The organism is Curtobacterium sp. AC273, from assembly GCF_979253735.1.
On record NZ_CEEDDU010000001.1, the window covers coordinates 92,418 to 108,726 of the forward strand.

At 72.1% G+C, this 16,309-nt stretch carries 17 protein-coding genes, 1 tRNA gene and 6 pseudogenes; 9 read left to right on the forward strand and 15 right to left on the reverse strand.

Annotated features, from left to right (window positions below; all coding sequences use genetic code 11):
- Positions 1-29: 29 nt before the first annotated feature.
- From ACZ8AI_RS00595 to ACZ8AI_RS00660, 14 genes and pseudogenes are all read right to left on the reverse strand, one after another.
- Positions 30-203, reverse strand: coding sequence for a DUF6766 family protein (locus ACZ8AI_RS00595; protein WP_464856338.1), 174 nt, complete (start codon positions 201-203; stop codon positions 30-32).
- Complete coding sequence (locus tag ACZ8AI_RS00600; RefSeq protein WP_464855716.1) at positions 170-703, reverse strand: DUF6766 family protein; 534 nt, start codon at positions 701-703, stop codon at positions 170-172. The genes ACZ8AI_RS00595 and ACZ8AI_RS00600 overlap by 34 nt, the downstream gene beginning before the upstream one ends.
- A gap of 92 nt (positions 704-795) precedes the next feature.
- Entirely contained in the window at positions 796-1,431 is a 636-nt protein-coding gene (locus ACZ8AI_RS00605) for a hypothetical protein (protein WP_464855718.1), read from the reverse strand.
- Positions 1,432-1,524: 93 nt separating this feature from the next.
- Positions 1,525-1,686, reverse strand: coding sequence for a glycerate kinase (locus tag ACZ8AI_RS00610; RefSeq protein ID WP_464855720.1), 162 nt, complete (start codon positions 1,684-1,686; stop codon positions 1,525-1,527).
- 125 nt (positions 1,687-1,811) lie between these two features.
- Positions 1,812-2,042: pseudogene (locus ACZ8AI_RS00615) on the reverse strand (glycerate kinase); the annotation flags it as partial.
- Between the two features lie 59 nt (positions 2,043-2,101).
- Positions 2,102-2,347 (reverse strand): annotated as a pseudogene (locus ACZ8AI_RS00620) (glycerate kinase); the annotation flags it as partial.
- Positions 2,335-3,414: an FAD-dependent oxidoreductase gene (locus tag ACZ8AI_RS00625; protein WP_464856340.1), complete on the reverse strand. Its 1,080-nt coding sequence runs from the start codon at positions 3,412-3,414 to the stop codon at positions 2,335-2,337. The gene ACZ8AI_RS00625 and the pseudogene ACZ8AI_RS00620, both read right to left, overlap by 13 nt.
- Positions 3,312-4,457, reverse strand: a complete 1,146-nt coding sequence (locus ACZ8AI_RS00630; RefSeq protein ID WP_464855722.1) for a serine hydrolase — start codon at positions 4,455-4,457, stop codon at positions 3,312-3,314. Before ACZ8AI_RS00630 ends, ACZ8AI_RS00625 begins: the two co-directional genes overlap by 103 nt.
- A 121-nt stretch (positions 4,458-4,578) precedes the next feature.
- Positions 4,579-4,803, reverse strand: a complete 225-nt coding sequence (locus ACZ8AI_RS00635; RefSeq protein WP_464856342.1) for a hypothetical protein — start codon at positions 4,801-4,803, stop codon at positions 4,579-4,581.
- Between the two features lie 211 nt (positions 4,804-5,014).
- Positions 5,015-5,353, reverse strand: a pseudogene (locus tag ACZ8AI_RS00640) (ornithine cyclodeaminase family protein); the annotation flags it as partial.
- Between the two features lie 29 nt (positions 5,354-5,382).
- Positions 5,383-5,511 carry a hypothetical protein gene (locus ACZ8AI_RS00645; protein WP_464855724.1) on the reverse strand — a complete coding sequence of 43 codons (129 nt, stop codon included), beginning with the start codon at positions 5,509-5,511 and terminating at the stop codon, positions 5,383-5,385.
- Complete coding sequence (locus ACZ8AI_RS00650) at positions 5,486-6,409, reverse strand: ABC transporter substrate-binding protein (RefSeq protein ID WP_464855726.1); 924 nt, start codon at positions 6,407-6,409, stop codon at positions 5,486-5,488. Before ACZ8AI_RS00650 ends, ACZ8AI_RS00645 begins: the two co-directional genes overlap by 26 nt.
- 148 nt (positions 6,410-6,557) lie before the next feature.
- Positions 6,558-8,234 (reverse strand): annotated as a pseudogene (locus ACZ8AI_RS00655) (MFS transporter); the annotation flags it as partial.
- Positions 8,235-8,475: 241 nt separating this feature from the next.
- Positions 8,476-8,583 (reverse strand): annotated as a pseudogene (locus tag ACZ8AI_RS00660) (GntR family transcriptional regulator); the annotation flags it as partial.
- A gap of 208 nt (positions 8,584-8,791) precedes the next feature.
- Between ACZ8AI_RS00660 and ACZ8AI_RS00665 the strand changes: the two are divergent.
- From ACZ8AI_RS00665 to ACZ8AI_RS00680, 4 genes and pseudogenes are all read left to right on the forward strand, one after another.
- On the forward strand, positions 8,792-9,412 hold the full coding sequence (locus ACZ8AI_RS00665; RefSeq protein WP_464855728.1) for an MFS transporter: 621 nt from the start codon (positions 8,792-8,794) through the stop codon (positions 9,410-9,412).
- 341 nt (positions 9,413-9,753) lie between these two features.
- The gene (locus ACZ8AI_RS00670) at positions 9,754-10,293 is read left to right on the forward strand and encodes a hypothetical protein (protein WP_464855730.1); all 540 of its coding nucleotides are present in this window, start codon (positions 9,754-9,756) and stop codon (positions 10,291-10,293) included.
- 100 nt (positions 10,294-10,393) lie between these two features.
- A complete protein-coding gene (locus ACZ8AI_RS00675) occupies positions 10,394-10,951 on the forward strand; it encodes an alpha/beta hydrolase (RefSeq protein ID WP_464855732.1) in 558 nt (185 codons plus the stop codon).
- Positions 10,879-11,121: pseudogene (locus ACZ8AI_RS00680) on the forward strand (alpha/beta hydrolase fold domain-containing protein); the annotation flags it as partial. The gene ACZ8AI_RS00675 and the pseudogene ACZ8AI_RS00680, both read left to right, overlap by 73 nt.
- 224 nt (positions 11,122-11,345) lie before the next feature.
- On the opposite strand, the gene ACZ8AI_RS00685 reads toward ACZ8AI_RS00680, so the two are convergent.
- Positions 11,346-11,416: transfer RNA gene (locus ACZ8AI_RS00685), tRNA-Gly, on the reverse strand.
- Between the two features lie 254 nt (positions 11,417-11,670).
- On the opposite strand from ACZ8AI_RS00685, the gene ACZ8AI_RS00690 reads away from it, so the two are divergent.
- From ACZ8AI_RS00690 to ACZ8AI_RS00710, 5 genes are all read left to right on the forward strand, one after another.
- Entirely contained in the window at positions 11,671-11,967 is a 297-nt protein-coding gene (locus tag ACZ8AI_RS00690; RefSeq protein ID WP_464856344.1) for a DUF6177 family protein, read from the forward strand.
- Entirely contained in the window at positions 11,924-12,748 is an 825-nt protein-coding gene (locus tag ACZ8AI_RS00695; protein WP_464855734.1) for a DUF6177 family protein, read from the forward strand. Before ACZ8AI_RS00690 ends, ACZ8AI_RS00695 begins: the two co-directional genes overlap by 44 nt.
- A gap of 1 nt (position 12,749) precedes the next feature.
- Positions 12,750-13,085: a hypothetical protein gene (locus ACZ8AI_RS00700; RefSeq protein ID WP_464855736.1), complete on the forward strand. Its 336-nt coding sequence runs from the start codon at positions 12,750-12,752 to the stop codon at positions 13,083-13,085.
- Between the two features lie 206 nt (positions 13,086-13,291).
- A complete protein-coding gene (locus ACZ8AI_RS00705; RefSeq protein WP_464855738.1) occupies positions 13,292-13,933 on the forward strand; it encodes an L-type lectin family protein in 642 nt (213 codons plus the stop codon).
- A 1,045-nt stretch (positions 13,934-14,978) separates the two neighbouring features.
- Entirely contained in the window at positions 14,979-16,265 is a 1,287-nt protein-coding gene (locus ACZ8AI_RS00710; protein ID WP_464856346.1) for an Ig-like domain-containing protein, read from the forward strand.
- Positions 16,266-16,309: the final 44 nt, after the last annotated feature.

Genomic DNA, 16,309 nt, shown 5'->3' on the forward strand with positions numbered 1-16,309 from the left:
GCGTGCCCGGCGACCGCCCCTCAGCTTGCTCAGCCCTCCGCACCGGTGTCGTCGTGGCGTGCACCGACCGGCTTCGACTCGGGCGACCCGCGCTCCCGCAGGTACACGGACAGCACGGCCATGCTGCCCACGGCGAGGAACTCCGACTGCCAGTTCTGCAGCGTCCGGTTCAGAAGTCCGACGCGAGCAGGTACTGCCCCCACGTCAGCGGTGCCTCGAGGGACGCGAGCTGTTCCTCGTCGAAGGCCACGACCCCGGCGACGGACTGCGCGAGCCACGACAGCAGGAAGATCGCACCCATCACGATGAGGAGCGAGTGCGAGAAGACGCCCTGTCGCGCGCCGCCCACACCGGCCCACCGCGGAGAGCGGGCGTGTGCAGACCGGCCGACCTCCTGATCGCGATCCGACTCCGAGCCCGCCTGCGTGATCTCCTTCGACTCCGGGGAACCGCGCTGCACGAACCAGACCGTGGCCCAGATGTAGAGCAGGAACTGCAGGTACTCCGACTGCCAGTTCTCGGCGACGTCGGCGGCGAAGCTCGAGCTCGTCACGTGCTCGCCGTACCCGATCGTCGCCAGGCCCTCGGACACCTGTGTGTCGTTGAACGCGGCCCAGCCGGCGAACGACTGCCCGACGAGCGCGGCCAGGAAGATCGCGCCGAAGAACAGGCTGAGCGAGTTCTGGTGGAGGAAGCGGCGCATCCCGCTCACCGCCCCAGCAGGCCGAGCGTGAGGAAGTACGCGAGCCCGACGGCGATGACCGCGACGTACCCGATGAACACCTTGCGCATGGCTCAGCTCCCGTCCAGTGTGCAGTCGTACGGAGCGTCCTCGACCGGCGTGCACCCCGCCGCGCGGACGAGCCAGGTGTCGCCGGACCGCGCGAGGAACACCGTGTCGCGGGCCTGTTCGACGACGGCGGCGCGGCCGTAGACGCGTGCCGAGATCGTGCCGCTCGTGCCGCTCGTGCTGCTCGTGCTGCCGCCAGTGCTGCGCTGGCGGTCGTCCAGTCCGAGCCGCAGGACGCCGATCTCGCACCGAGCCCGGGTGGTCGTTTCGACGGCCTCGCGGGCGTCCCGCACGAGCAGGGCGCAGGCACGTGCGCCGTCGCCGTCGGCGATCGCGCGGGCGAAGTGCGCGGCGGTCTCCTCGGCCCCCGCGCGTGCCGAACCGCCCGCGCTGCACCCGGCCAGTGCCAGGCAGGCGATCGCCGTCGTCGTCCAGGAGGACCCGTCGTCGGTACCGCATGGACCCTGCCTACGCGGCTGCTCCTCGGGTCCTTCTCCAGGAAGCGGCGCCCCCGCGCCCTGCCGGCGGTGGTCGGGTTCAGCCCGCCATGCGCGCCAACCGCTGCCCCGCGATCGTCGCTGAAGCTGCAGCGGGTCGGCGAGCGCGTCGTCCGGCTCGCCGGTGGTCTGCGTCGCGAGCACGGTGAGCGACGCGAGCTGCGGCGTAGTCGTCGAGCGGCGCGTCGATCGCCCCCGCGACGAGCATCGGTCGGGCACCCGGGGCGTGCACCGCGGTCAGGGCCTGCACCACCGACGGCACCTTGCCGCGGCGCTCTGCCCGTCGTACCGCCCCTCACCGGTGACCACCACGTCGGCGCCGTCCAGCAGCGTCGGCAGCCCGAGGACGTCCGCGACCGCCGAGGCCCCCCGCGCGAGCGTCGCACCCCAGACCAGCATGCCGAAACCGACACCACCGGCCGCACCGGCGCCCGGGGTCGTCGGATCGACGTCGGGGAACCGCCCGCGAACGCGGCCAGACGTTCGTCGAACGACGCCACCCGATCGGGCGTGATGCCCTTCTGGGGGCCGAACACCGCCGCGGCCCCGGTCGGTCCGAGCAACGGCGAGGTGACGTCGGTGAGCACGACCACTCCGCCGGGCGGGAGCGGTCGGGATCCGATGACGTCGAGGACCGAGGCGCCGCCGTCCGTCGAGGCGCTGCCGCCGATGCCGAGCACGAGCCTGGTCGCACCGGGGTCGAGCGCGGCCACGATCGCCTCGCCGAACCCGCGCGACGTCGCCGTGTCGGGCATGAGCGCGGGCAGGAGCGGAGGCCGCTCGTCGCCGCGAGCTCCACCACGGCACGGCCGTCGGGCAGTCGCAGCCACCACGTGGCGACGGGCGTGCCGGCTGGACCGGTGACCGTGACGGGGACGCGGACGGCGTCCGGGAACGCGGTCGCGAACGCGTCGAGCGTCCCCTCGCCGCCGTCGGCCATCGGCGCGAGCACCACCTCGTCGTCGGGGCGCTCCAGCAGCCAGCCGTCCGCGATCGCAGCGGCGACGGCAGCCGCGGTCGCCGTCCCCTTGAAGGAATCGGGAGCGATCACGACGCGCACGGTGGGACCTCCTGGTGGGCGGTGTCGGACGGCAGCGCGAAGCGCGGGTGCGGCGCCCCACCCGTCGCGAGGTCCGCCAGCAGCTCGCCGAGCAGCGGCGCGAACTTGAACCCGTGCCCCGAGAACCCCGTCGCGACCGTGATCGGCCCGCGGCGGTCCATGACGAAGTCCTCGCTCGGGGAGTTGTCGTACAGGCAGCTGATGAACGTCGGCGCCGACGCGTCCACCCCCGGCACGAAACGCGCGACGTACGCCTGCAGTCGCGCGGCCTCCGCCGGCACGGGCGTGCGGTCGCGGTGGTCCGGGTCGACGACCGGCCCCGTCCCGTGGAACCCGACCTTCACGCCCTCGCCGGGGGTGAGCAGGCCGTACACGTCGTCGCCGTCGGCCCAGTGCACGAAGCTCGGCCAGGCCTCGTCCGGCAGGTGGCTGGGGAAGTGGGCGGGCTGCTCCTGGGTGACGCGGATGGCCGGGAGGCGCGCCCCGCGTTCCGCGAGCAGGTCGCCCATCAGGGTGGGGGCCCACGAGCCGACCGCGGCCACCAGGGAGCGGGTCCGGACGCGCTCGCCGGCGGTGTGCTCGTCCTCGGTGGCGTCGCTCCGGGCGGCGAGCGTCACGGTGACCTCGTCGCCGTGGTCCTCGATCCCGGTCACCCGGGTGTCGAACCGGAGCTCGGCGAGCCCGGTCCCCTCGGCCAGGGTGAGGAGGACCTCGATCGCCTCGGCCGACCGGATCCGCCCGGCGGTGGCGTGGGTGAGGACGTGCCCCTCGAACGCGATCCGCGGCCAGCGGGCGGCGGCTTCGTCAACGGTGAGCGTCTCGTGCGAGATGTCCGCCGCGGCGAGCGTCGCGGCGATGGCGTCGACGACCTCGGCGCGCCCGTGGTCGACGGCACCGGTCCGGTCGATGAGCTGCCGGTCGCCTGCGGCCTCGAGCGCCTCCCGCAGCTCGAGGGCGCGCGTCGTCAGCGCGACGTACTCGGCGTCGGCGTAGCCCTGCCGGAAGATCCGGGTCGCACCGTGCGAGGAGCCCCGGTCGTGGCCGCGCCCGTGCTGTTCGACGAGCAGGACGCGCTCGCCGCGGCGGGTGAGGGCGTACGCGGCGGCGGCACCACGACCCCGCCCCCGACGACGATGTGCCGGGTGGTGTCCGTGCTGCTGGCGGGCATGCCCAGATCGTAGTTCAGCGTGCGAAGGCGCCGAGCACCACCGAGGCGGTCTTCGCCACGAGGGCGTCGTCGTACGCGGCGTCCGGGTCGTTCTTCGTCGTCAGGACGGCGATCACGATCGGGTCGCCGCCCGGCCGGGTGACGAGCGCGACGTCGTTCCGGATGCCGCCCGCGCCGCCGGACTTGTCGGCGACCGTCCAGCCCTCCGGAGCGCCGGCGCGGATCCAGGGTGTCGCCCGTGGCGTTGCCGCCCATCCAGTCGAGCAGCTGTGCGCGGTCGGCGGTGTCCAGGGTGGTCCCGTCGAGCACCGCCGCCAGGTCCGCCGCGAAGGCCGCCGGGGTGGTGGTGTCCTCGGTGCTGCCCGGCTCGATCGTGTTGAGGTCCGGCTCGTCGTGGACGACCTGCGTCACGTCGTCGCCGAGGTCGTGCAGCGCCGCGTCGAGGCCGCTCGGGCCGCCGATCCGGGTGAGGACGAGGTTCAGTGCGGTGTTGTCGCTCTGCCGGACCGCGGCCTCGGCCAGTGCAGCGTAGGACAGGCCGTCGGCGACGTGCTGCTCGGTGACGGGGGAGTGGCCCGCCGCCGCGACGTCCGCCGCGGTCCAGTGCACGACCCCGTCACGGTCGGAGCCCTGCACCGACCGCAGGAACTGTGCGGCCGCGAACGCCTTGATGGTCGACGCGTACCCGAACCGGCGGTCGCCGTCGTGGGTCACGGACTCGCCGGTGACCGTGTCGGTCGCGACGACCCCGACGGTGGCGTCGTACTCCGTCTCGAGCGCGGCGAGGGCTCGGTCGACCCCGACGTGTCGAGTGTCGGTGTCGAGGACGCCGTCGGTGCGGCCGTGGTGCTGGATGACGCCGAACCACGGGTGGTCGGGCCGGTCGAGCAGCCGGCGATGACGAAGACCGCGGTGGCGGCAGCGATGACGAGGGGACCGCACGGTGCATGAGGAGCACCTTGCGGGTCATCCCTGGACCTCGTCGAACGGCAGCGTCATCGTCGCGCGCTCGAACGCCCCATCGTCACCGGGGTATCGATCCCGCGCTCCCGCGCCAGTTCGATCACCCGTGCTGCGACCGCCAGGTCCTGTGCTCCGAGCCGACCGAGTCGAACACCGTGACGTCGTCGTCGCTCGTACGCCCCGGTGCCCGTCCGGCGACGACCTCGCCGAGCTCGGTGAGCTCGACGTCCTGGTAGGTGCGCCCTCGACGACCGCCTCGAGCAGGTCGCCGGACTTCGTCCACGCCGCTCGCCCGGCTGTCGACGAACACCGTCCCCCGGGCCATCGCGGCACCGTCGAGGTTCACGGTGCGTCGGGCGAGGGCCGGGCGCCGACCGCGTTGACGTGCTGGCCGTCGTGCAGCCAGGCGCCGCGGACGACCGGCTCGATCGACGGGGTAGAGCGTGCAGAGGACGTCGGACTCCTCGACGACACGGCGGGGGTCCGGTGCGACGACAGCGTGCTGCGAGCTCCGGACCGATCCCTTCGAGGAACCGCGTGACCGTCTCCGGCGAGCGCGACCAGACGACGATCCGGTCGAACGGGCGCGCGGCCTCGAACGCGCGGACGTGCTCGACGGCGAGGTTCCCGGCGCCGAGCAGCCCGAGGACCTCGCCGTCGCGGCGGGCCAGGTGCTTCGTCGCGACGACGGACGTGGCCGCGGTTCGCGCCCGGGTGACCGCCATGCCGTCGAGGACGGCCACGCACTCGCCCGTCACCGATGACGACACCAGGATCGTGGAGCGTTGGGACGGGAGCCCTCGCGCGCCGTTGTCGGGGATGTCGGCCATCAGCTTCACGGCGACGAGCCCGAGCCGGTCCGACCGGACGGCCATCGGCAGGAAGAGCGCGTCGTCGGTGCCGGTCAGGGCGACGGGGGCGGCTGCTGCACGGCCCCGGTCCCGAGGTCGGCGTGGATCGCCTCCACCGCTCCGACGACGTCGACGACGCCGATGACCTCCGCGATGTCATCGGCGCCGAGGACGAGCGTCACGAGGTGGCGACGGCGCTCGGGGCACCGAGGAGCTCGTCGAACGAAGGCTTGTGCGTGGTGAGGCCGCCGTCGAACAGGATCCGCATCCAGCGGTCGGACGCGTCGCGGTCGACCACGGCGGAGTCCCAGACACCCCGGCGGCCATCTCGTCCGCCGCGCGACGCAGCAGGGCGGCGTCCTTGTCCGGCCACCGGTCGGCGAGGACGGCGGCGATCTCGGCGTCAGCGTCGCCGGCGGTGATCTTCGCCATGGCCGATGCGATGCCGTCCGTGAACCGGTCGACGCGGTCGCCGAGCTCGTCGATCCGGTCGGTCCGCGTGTAGTAGACGCTGTTCGGCATCACACCGCCGACGTCGAGGTGGCGGAAGACGATCGTGCCGTCGCCGGCCGCGACGAGCTCCTCGGCCGAGACGAGGTCCAGGATGATCGCGTCACCGAGGCCGCCCCGGTACAGCTCGACGAGCATCGCGGTCGACAGATCGCGGACGAACCGGGTGGCCGACGGGTCGCCGCCTGCCTCGCGGATGAGCCCCGCGGTGAACTCGTACGGCGCACTGCCGCCGGCACCCGGTGCGAGCACGACCTCGCCCGCCAACCAGTCGAGCGTGATCGGGCTGGACTCGTCGCGGGCGACGATCGTCATCGGGAACGCGTGGTTGAGCTGCCCGACGACGGTGAGCTGCCGTGCCGTCCCGGCGTACATCGCGGGGACCCAGAGGCCGCCGAGCGCGAGGTCGGCCGCCCCGGAGTCGATGTCGTCGAGGACGCCGGTCCACGGGTCGCACGCCGTCGCGGTGACGACCAGACCGCGCTCGGCGAAGAGGCCGCCCTGTGCGGCGACGTACTCGGGCAGGTAGTTGAGGCCGTTCGCGGTCGCCGGGATGTTCAGGGTGTCCATGGTGTTCTCCGTTTCGTGGGGTGGCGGGCCGGGCGGTTGCGAGGTCGCGCCGGCCCGCCGGTGGCGGGTCAGGCGTTGCGGGTCGTGAGGACGTTCTCGTTGACGTCCTCGAGGAACGCCCACGGGTCTCCGGGGCGAAGCGGGAAGCGACCACGAGGATCGCGTACATCACGGCCGCGAGGCCGAAGACGCCGGCGAACGCCCACGAGCCGTACAGCGCGATCGCCGCGAACGGCATCACCGCACCGGCGATGTTGCCGATGCCGTTCACGATCGAGGCACCCGAGGCGCGGATCGCGGTCGGGTAGACCTCGGCCGTCCACGCCGCGAGCGTCGTGTTGGTCAGCATCGTGAAGAACTGGAAGAGGGCGCCGAGCACCAGGATGGCGGCGGTGTCGTTGCCGAAGACCGCGAAGGCCAGGGCGGTGAGGCACCCGAGGACACCGGCGGTCGTGACCAGTGGCCGGCGTCCGACCCGGTTGGCCAGCAGCGCCGCAGCGGTGCACCCGAGGAGCGAGCCGATGTTCATGATCATCGTGTAGAGCAGGCTCTGCGAGACGGTGTAGCCGCGCTCCACGAGCAGCGTGGGCATGAGGAAGTTCAGGGTGACCTGCACGCCGAACGCCATCCACGAGGAGACCCCGATCGCGATCATCCGGCGGAGCACGAGCTTGTGGAACACCGCGGCGGGTGACGCGTGCAGGGCGACCGGGGGCAGGTCGGCCGGGGTGAGTCGCACCGGGGACGCCGCGTCGGCCGGAGGCGTCAGCGTGTTCGAGGCGAGGACGGCCAGCGAGCGGTTCGCCTCGTCGACGCGGCCCTTCGAGAGCAGCCACCGCGGGGTCTCCGGCAGCTTCCGGCGGTACAGCACGACGAACAGCGCCGGGAGGGCGAGGACCACGAAGCTCCAGCGCCAGACGTGGTCGTCGCCACCGAGCGGCACGGCGAGCGGGCCGAGCAGCAGCAGGAAGAGTCCGTAGGAGATGAAGTTGCCGATGCCGCCAGCACCGACGTTGATCGTCGCGATCAGGCCGCCGCGGTACTTCGTGGCCACCATCTCGGAGAGCATCGCGATGCCGATCATGAACTCGCCGCCGACGCCGATACCGACGATGAAGCGGCTGACCAGCAGCATGTCGAAGTTGAACGACACCGCGCTGAGCAGCCCGCCGAGTGTGTAGACGAGCAGGCTGAGGCCGAGCGAGAACCTCCGCCCGTACTTGTCCGCGAGCCACCCGGCGAGGAGGCGCTCGACCAGCCCACCGATGACGGTGGCGGTGTTGATCGTCGAGAGCTGCACGTCGCCGATGGCGAGGGAGGCCTTGATGTTCGTGGCCATGGCGCCGACGGAGTTCTGTTCGAGCGTGTCGAAGAACTCCCCGGCGAGGATGAGCATGAGGACCCAGAACTGCGCTCGGGTGAAGCCGATCGAGTCGAGGGCGGAGCCGACACCCCCACCGGAGGTCTCGGAGGAAGCGGTTCGGGTTGGTGCGGTGGAGCGGGTTACAGCAGACATTCGTAACTCCAGCAGGGAAGAGTGAGGAGGGTGCACCGTGCGGTCACTCTTTTTTGTATACGAAAAGCTGTTTCGGGCTGGTTTCCGACGTGCGACGTTCTTGCTTCGTATACGTTCTACGCGTTCGAAGGCGCGGTAGATCGCCTCGTCACGCCGCAGGTGCTCGTCCATCAGCAGGCCCGCCTGCACCGAGGCGCCACGGAGGATCGCGTTGGCGACGGCCGCGTGATCGTCGCTGGACGACGCCACCTCTTCCCGCGTGACCCGCTCGAACGCCCACGCCGTCTGGTGGATGAGGTGCTCGATCATCGTCTCGAGGCGCGCGTTCCCGGACGCCCGGGCGACGAGACCGTGGAAGGGCGAACCGCGGGGACTCCGCCGCCTCGACCTCTTGGTCGGATCGTTCCTCGTGCCCGACGGCCCGCAGGAGCTCCACGCAGTCGCCGCCAGCGCGACGGGCCGCGAGTTCGGCGGCCAGGACCTCGAGCCCACGACGGATCTGCATGAGCTCGATGACGACCTCGGTCGAGGAGTCGGCGACGCGGACACCCTTGAACTTCTCGGAGACGACGAACCCCTCGGTCTCCAGCTGCCGGAGGGCTTCGCGAACGGGGACGCGGGAGACGCCGAACCGCTCGGCCAGGGCGTCTTCCTTCAAGCGGAACCGCGTGCGAGCGTGCCGGCGATGATCTCGGCTCTGATGGCCTTGAGGACCGATGCCGGCTTGGACTCCACGGCACGATCGTATTGGAGCGACCGTGCGCTAAGGTCGGGGGCAGAGGGGAAAAACACCGCGCTGCTCCGGCAGCCGGTACCGCGTACGCGTCTCACAGGAGTCGTCACTTCTTCATCGAAGGAGTGCGTCCGTGCCCGTACCGTCCAAGCCCGTCCCATCGCAGCCCGTTCGTCTGCGCGACTCGTGGGTGGCACTCGCCGGCCTGTCCGCGGTGTTCCTCTTCGAGATGCTCGACAACTCGGTCCTGAACGTCGCGCTCCCCACCGTCGGCCGTGACCTCGCCGCGTCCACCACCGCGCTGCAGTGGGTCTCCGGCGCCTACTCGGTGGCGTTCGGCGGCCTGATGCTCCTCTTCGGAGCCGTCGCCGACCGGATGGGTCGCCGCCGCGTGATGCTCGTGGGCCTGACGCTCCTCGCGGTCGTGAGCGTCCTGACGGCGTTCGTCACCTCCGTGGACGAGCTCATCGTGATCCGCGCGCTCATGGGCGTCGCCGCCGCGATGACGACACCCGGTTCGATGGCCCTGGCGTTCCGCCTGTTCTCGAGCGACGAGCTGCGGGTCCGAGCGCTCACGGTCATCTCCACCGCCGGGCTCGTCGGCCTCGCCGCGGGACCGACCATCGGCGGGTTCGTCCTGGCGGTGGCCCCGTGGCAGGTGCTCCTCATTGCGAACGCACTCCATCGCCGCGGTCGCGTTCATCGGCATCCGGGCCGGGATCGCGGTCGACCGGTCGGACGACCTGCACCGTGACCCGGTGGACGTCGTCGGGGCCGTCCTCGGAACGGTGACCGTCGTCGGCGTCCTGGTCACGCCGACGCTGCTCGTCGACGGTGGTGCGCGCTCCCTCGGCTGGGGAGCCGCGATCGTCACCGTCGTCGTGGGGATCCTCTTCGTCGTGCGGAGCGCACCGCTCGCCACCCGTTGCTCGACCTGCGCCTCGTCGCACAGCCGCTGGTCGCCAGTGGGCTCGCGTACAAGGCAGCCGCGGGACTCGCCATGGCCGGGCTCTCGTACCTCGTCACCCTGCAGTTGCAGTTCGCCTGGGGATGGCCGCCGGCGCTCGCCGCGGTCGGCACCTCCCGCAGGTGGTCGTGCTCCTCGCCAGCGGGCGCTTCGTCGGCCCGTTCGTCCGTCGTGTCGGCCTCGACCGTGCCGCGTGGACCAGCGCTGCGGCGGTCGTCGCCGGCCTCGCCGTGTTCGCCGCCACCGCCCGCCTCGGGTACCCGTTCGTCCTCGTCGCCCTGGTCCTCGTCGCCGCCGGGATGCGCGTCGTCGGAGTCGTCGCCGGCAACAACGTCCTCACGGGCCTGCCCGAGGACCGCACGTCGATCGGCGCGGCCCTGGTCGACACCGCCAGCGAGATCGCGACGGCGGTCGGCATCGCGGCCACCGGCACGATCCTCGCGGCCCTCGTCGCCGGCAGCATCACGTCCACCACCCCGTGGACGCCGGCCTGGATCGACGCGTTCGACGGTGCCACGTCGATCGCCGGGGCTGTCATCACCGGAGTCGCAGCCGCCCTCGTCGGCATCGGCCTCGTCACCGCTCGCCGCGCGGCACCCGACCCGTCGATCCCGGCGACCGCGGCAACCACCCCCACCACCACCGACCTGGAGCCCACCGATGCCTGACATGATCGTCCGCCCGCCCTTCGACCCTGAACTCGCCGTCTTCCTCTCCGCGCTCGGAGCACGGGGCCCTTCACACTCACGCCGGGAGTCCGTCGCCCGCATGCGTCGCCTCGACGTGACCGAGGACGAACTCGACGAGCGACTCCGGTCGCGCGGCTGGGAACGGCGGAGCGTCCGCGTGCCCGGGTACCTCGGAGAACCCATCGACCTCGCGGTCATCCAACGGACCGGACGCACCGGCCCGACGACCTGGCGTCTACACGATCCACGGCGGCGGCATGGTGTTCGGTCACCACCTCGGCAACCTCGACTCCTACGACGACTGGCTCCTCGACCACGACGTCGTCCTCGTCAGCGTCGACTACCGCCTCGCTCCCGAGTACCCGGACCCTACCCCGTGGAGGACTGCTACGCCGGCCTCGTCTGGGTCGCCGCGCACGCCGCAGAGCTCGGCATCGACCCCGAGCGCATCGTGCTCGCCGGCCGGGCAGAAGCGCCGGGCGGAGGGCTCGCAGCGGGCACCGCCCCCTCCTCGCCCGTGACCGGAGTGGGCCGGCGATCGCGGCGCAGGTGCTGGTGTCGCCGATGCTCGACGACCGCGACGCGACCGTGTCCACGAAGCAGATCGACGGGGTCGGCGTCGCCGATCGGCAGATGACGCGGTTCGGCTGGGACGCCCTCCTCGGAGCACGCCGCGGCACCGAGGACGTCTCGGAGTACGCCGCTCCGGCGCGCGCCACGGACCTGTCGCACCTCCCGCGCACCTACATCGACTGCGGCAGCGCCGAGGTCTTCCGCGACGAGACCGTCGCGTTCGCCAGCGGACTCTGGGCAGCGGGGGTCGACGCGGAACTGCACGTCTGGCCCGGGGCGTTCCACGGCTTCACCAGCATGCAGCCGCACGCGGTCATCTCCAAGCGCGCGACGGCAGCGCTGGCCGACTGGACGGGAGCGACTGCTCGGCGCACGACAGCCGGTCGCACCCCGGAGCTGAGGCAGGACGACCTCGAACGACGAAGGGCCGCCCGGTCGGGCGGCCCTTCGTGCATCGGAGCGAGTGACGGGAATCGAACCCGCGCTACCAGCTTGGGAAGCTGGAGTTCTACCATTGAACTACACTCGCGCGCCCGCTCAGCGGGACGACGCGTAGCCCAGCGGATTCTCTGCCAGGGTCGTGAGCAGCGCCGGAACCGAGCGCCGACCGGCGCCCGACGCAGGCCGTCCGAGAGAGGCGATCCGCGCCTCCAGGCCGTGGCCGAGCCGACCACTCTGCCGGAGCCGAGTACCCGCTGTGAGCCCGCCCGCCTGACGGACAGGTGTCGTCCCCGTGTGTACCGTCCAGGGGGATCGAGCGACCCCGAACCGAGGAGGACCCGGATGGTCAGGCATCCCCTCATCGACGACGTGGTCGGCCCCGCAATCGTGGTCGATTCCGCTTCGCCGGTGGTCTGGTTGACCGACGCGTTCGCCTCCCTGCTCCGACGGGCCTCCGAGTCCGGGCGCATGGTCGTGCTGCGCACCGGCCGTGAAGCGGCGGTCACCCCCGCGCTCCGGCACGCGCTCGGCGCCCACGGTGCGGCTCTGGGCCGTCACCGATTTCGACGGCACCCTGCGCGATGGACGGACCGGGGTGGCTGCCTCGGGGATCGAGGACTTCGTCCAGCGGGGCCCTGAACTGCTCGGCACGCCGTCGCCGGAGCACGCCGTGGCCGTCGACTCCGTCCGCCAGATCAGCATCGACCTCACCCTGCGGCACCACTCCGAACGCGCGATCGACATCGGGTCGGCGATCGAAGCGCTGTGCGAGACCGTCGGCACGTGCCCCACCCGGTGGGGGACCGCCGAGCCGCTCACCGTGCCGTGGGACCGCTGGGTCGTCACGCAGTACGCGAAGCACGAGGCCCCGGCCGTGTCGACCTCCTACGCCGTCGGCGAGGGCTTCTCCGCCACGATGACCGCGCACCTGCTGGACGGGGTCGTCGTCGAGACGATGTCCGCGGTGCTCACCATCCCCGAGGACGGCGCCGACCCCGCCCTCGCGTCGAAGCTCCTCGACGCCGTGCACCGCGTCGCCGAGGACGTCGAGCCCGTGTTCGGCGTGGTGATGCAGCGCCGCGGCGACGCCGACCACCTCGTCCGCGCCGTCTCGCACGGCGAGCCGTCGCCGCTCGCCGTCGTGGTCGGACCCGAGGCTGCGGAGTTCCTCGACCGCGACGGCGTCTGGCCGCCTCCGCGCACGACCACCTCGACGTTCGGCGGCGGCGGGCTCGTCGTGCGGTTCGACGACGGGTGGGAAGCGCTCGAGTCGTTCCTCGACCGGATCGACGAGGACCGCTTCCTGCAGCTGGTCGGCGGTGCCCCGCTCGACCCCGCGCACGACGACGGCGCACTCGACGGGCACGTCGGCCGCGCCGGCTCGGACTCACCCGTGATGGGCGGCCAGGGTGCCCCGTGACGTGACCCTGCTCTGCCGCGAGCCGGTCGAGACGCGCGACGTCGCGGAGGCGCTGCTGCTGCACGACGAGTCATGGGGCGTCCGCGCGCTCGACGACGGTCCGATGGTGCAGGTCTGCCGAGACGCCACGCACCCGGTCATCACCGTGCTCGGGGTGCGCCGGGTGGACTCCCTCGACGAGGTCGAACGCATCCTGCCCGACGCCCCGACCCTCACGACGCCGCTGTGGTGGGTGGACACCGTGACCCCGGCGGGCGCCGACGGCGAGTCCGGGATCACCGCCGCGCTCGAGGCCGCGATGGACCTCGACGCGGTGTGCATCGTGCACGGGGACTGACGCTTCCCCCGTTCTGGGGCTCGTCACCGGCCTGCCGATGCGCCCTTGCCGGGCGATTGCGTCGAGCGTGTCCCCAGTTGTGGTGCGATCACCCGGTTCGAGACCCGTGAGTACCCAGGCCGCCCCTACGGTGTGAGGACCCGAGCCGACGAGCCGGGCGCGCACGCTCCTCGTCGGCACCGCTCTTCTCACTGAACAGGGCTCCAGTGCGTACACAATCCCAGAAGCGTGCCGTCGCGCGCGCTCGCAGCATCCTCGCCGGCTTCGCCGTCGCCGGTCTCGCCGGGCTCGCGCTCGTCGGCGCCGGGACCACCGCGGCCGTCGCCGCACCGCCGGCACAGACCACGTTCGTGAACGAGGGGTTCACCGGCGCGGACGCCGGCGACGGGTACATCCTGCCGTCGACCACGGCGTCGTCCGAAAACGTCGCGTGCCTCACCGCGCGTCCGGCGTCCGGCTCGACGAACTCCGGCACGATCCCGACCTGCCGGGGCACGGCGGACGCGGTCGACAGCGGCGCGCTGAGGCTCACGTCGGCCGTCGGTGACCAGTCCGGAGGCGTCGGGTCGAAGCAGTCGGTGCCGATCACCAAGGGCATCGACGCGACCTTCAACAGCTACCAGTACAACGGCACGTCCGCCGACGGCATCGTCTTCTACCTTCGCGGCGACCGACCCGTACAACCCGACGGTCCCCGCGAAGATCGGGTACCTCGGCGGCTCGATGGGCTACAGCGCCAGCACGGCGAACAATGCGCAGGGACTCTCGCACGCGTACCTCGGCATCGGGCTCGACCGCTACGGCAACTTCGCGAACCGGCAGTTCGGCGGCACGGGTTGCACGACTGACCAGGGCACGGACGGCTCGTTGTTCGCCAACGCGGTGACGGTGCGTGGTCCCGGTGACGGCTCGACTGGCTACTGCGTCCAGTCCAGGACCAAGGTCAACGGCTCGCTCAACAAGACCGGTGTCGCCGACCGTGCCGAGGCTCGGGTGCCGGTCGAGATCGTGATCAACCCGACCGCCTCCGCGCTCACCGCACAGCAGAACACCTCCGTCACTGTCCCGTCCGGCCAGTACGCGGTCGTGTTCACGTCGATCGGTGGGACGCAGCAGGTCGTCACGGGGGCGCTGCCGAAGCTCGACACGACGTCGAACGCAGCGAACATCGACCGCTCGTGGATCGACCCGACCACCGGCTACCCCTACAAGCTCACCTACGGCTGGGTCGCCGGTACCGGCGGACAGAACGACATCCACGAGGTCAACTACCTCCGAACCACGACGGCCGCCGGTCCGGTCCCCGTGCTGAACGCGGTCGCCGGAGGGTCGGACTCCGTCGCGCACGCCGGCTCCGGGACGTACACGGTCACCCCGACCGTGTCGGCCGACGGCGGCTCGGAGTCGCAGCTCGTCCGGACCACGACCACGTTCCCCTCCGATGTCACCCCGTCGGTCGACGACGTGACCGGCAGTGGCTGGACGTGCTCGGTCGTCGGCCAGGTGGTCACGTGCGACCAGGCCGCCGAGGATCGTGCTCCCGGCACCGCACTGCCGAAGCTGACCATCCCGTACACGGTTTCCGGCATCGCCCGCACCGCGACCGTCTCGACCGTGGTGGCCTCGACCGACGCCGAGGCGGTCACGATCACCCGCGACGTCGAGGTGGCCGCGCAGGCGACCACCGTCTCCGTGGCCGACGTCACGGTCACGGTGGGCGACACCGCCACACTCCGCGCAACGATCTCCTCCGCCGAGACGACCGGCGCGACCCCGCCCACGGGTCTGGTCCGGTTCACCCACCCCGAAACCGGTGCTGAGCTCTGCTCGGCGAAGATCGACGACGGAGTCGCCAGCTGCGATGTGCCGACCTCGGCGGTCGGGACCACCCCGGTGCAAGCGGCCTACCAGGGCAACACCGACCACGCTGCCGGAGTCGGTACCGGCGCGCTCGTCGCGACGAAGGTACCGACCGCGATCACGCTGACCTCGACGCCGGCGTCCGCCGCCTACGGCACCCTCGGTGACCCTGGGGTGGACGGGCTCGAGGCGCAGGACGGTCCCGTTCCCGCACCGACCGGCACCGTCGAGTTCCGCGAGGGCGACAAGGTCCTCTGCACGGCGACGCTCCCCGAGAGCAGCTGCGCAGTGTCGGGCCTGACCGCCGGCACGCACACCGTCACGGCGGTCTACTCGGGCGACGCACTGCACGCTGCGGCGACCTCGGTGGACGTCGACCTGACGGTGCGCAAGGCGACGACGACGCTCACGCCGACCCCCGGGCCGACGACGCCGGGCACCCCGGGCGACCCCGGCACCCCGTCCGATCCGACCAACCCGTCCGATCCGACCAACCCGTCGGACCCGTCCGATCCCTCGGACGGCGGCACGGACACCACGGTGACCGTCACGCACGGTGAGACCACCACGCTCGACACCCCGAACGTCCCCGAGGACGCCACCGGCACGATCGACTACGTCACCGAGGACGGCACCGTCCTGTGCACCGCGACGCTCCCCGAGACCTCGTGCGCGGTCCCCTCGGACCTCGCCGGAGGGAAGTACCGCGTCCACGCCCGATACAACGGCGACGCCAACTACGAGCCGGCCGAGGGCGCGCCCCTCGACCTCGTCGTCACCGCGCAGCCGACCGCCCTCGTCGGCAGCACCGACACGACCCACTCGGTCGTCGGTGCGAAGGTCCGCCTGAGCGCTTCCGGTCTGCCGGCGGGCGCCACGGGCACCATCACCTTCACGTCGGCGGACGGAACGGTGCTCTGCACGGTGACGCTGCCGGAGACCAGCTGCGAGACCGATGCACTGCCGGTCGGGACGAACACGGTGACGGTGGCCTACAGCGGAGACGCGTCGTTCGCGGCGTCCTCCACCACGCTCGAGGTCGTCGTCGAGGCAGCTGCGGTGGCCGAGCCGGGCGACGACCCGACGACGCCGGCCCCCACTCCGTCCGACCGCCCCCTCGACCGAGCCGATCCCGGGGTGCCCTCGATCGACCCGGCCGCGACTGCGACCACGCCTCCGGCCGCTTCCGGGGAGCTCGCGTTCACCGGTTCGCCGGTGGCGATGGGGACCGGTCTCGGGATCGCGGGCGTCCTGCTCCTCGCCGGGCTGGTCCTGCTGGTGGTCCGACGGCGCCGGACCGCTCGCGCCTCGGCGGAGTGATCATCCCCGGACGTTGACGTCCTCGAACCGCGCACCGTGCGACC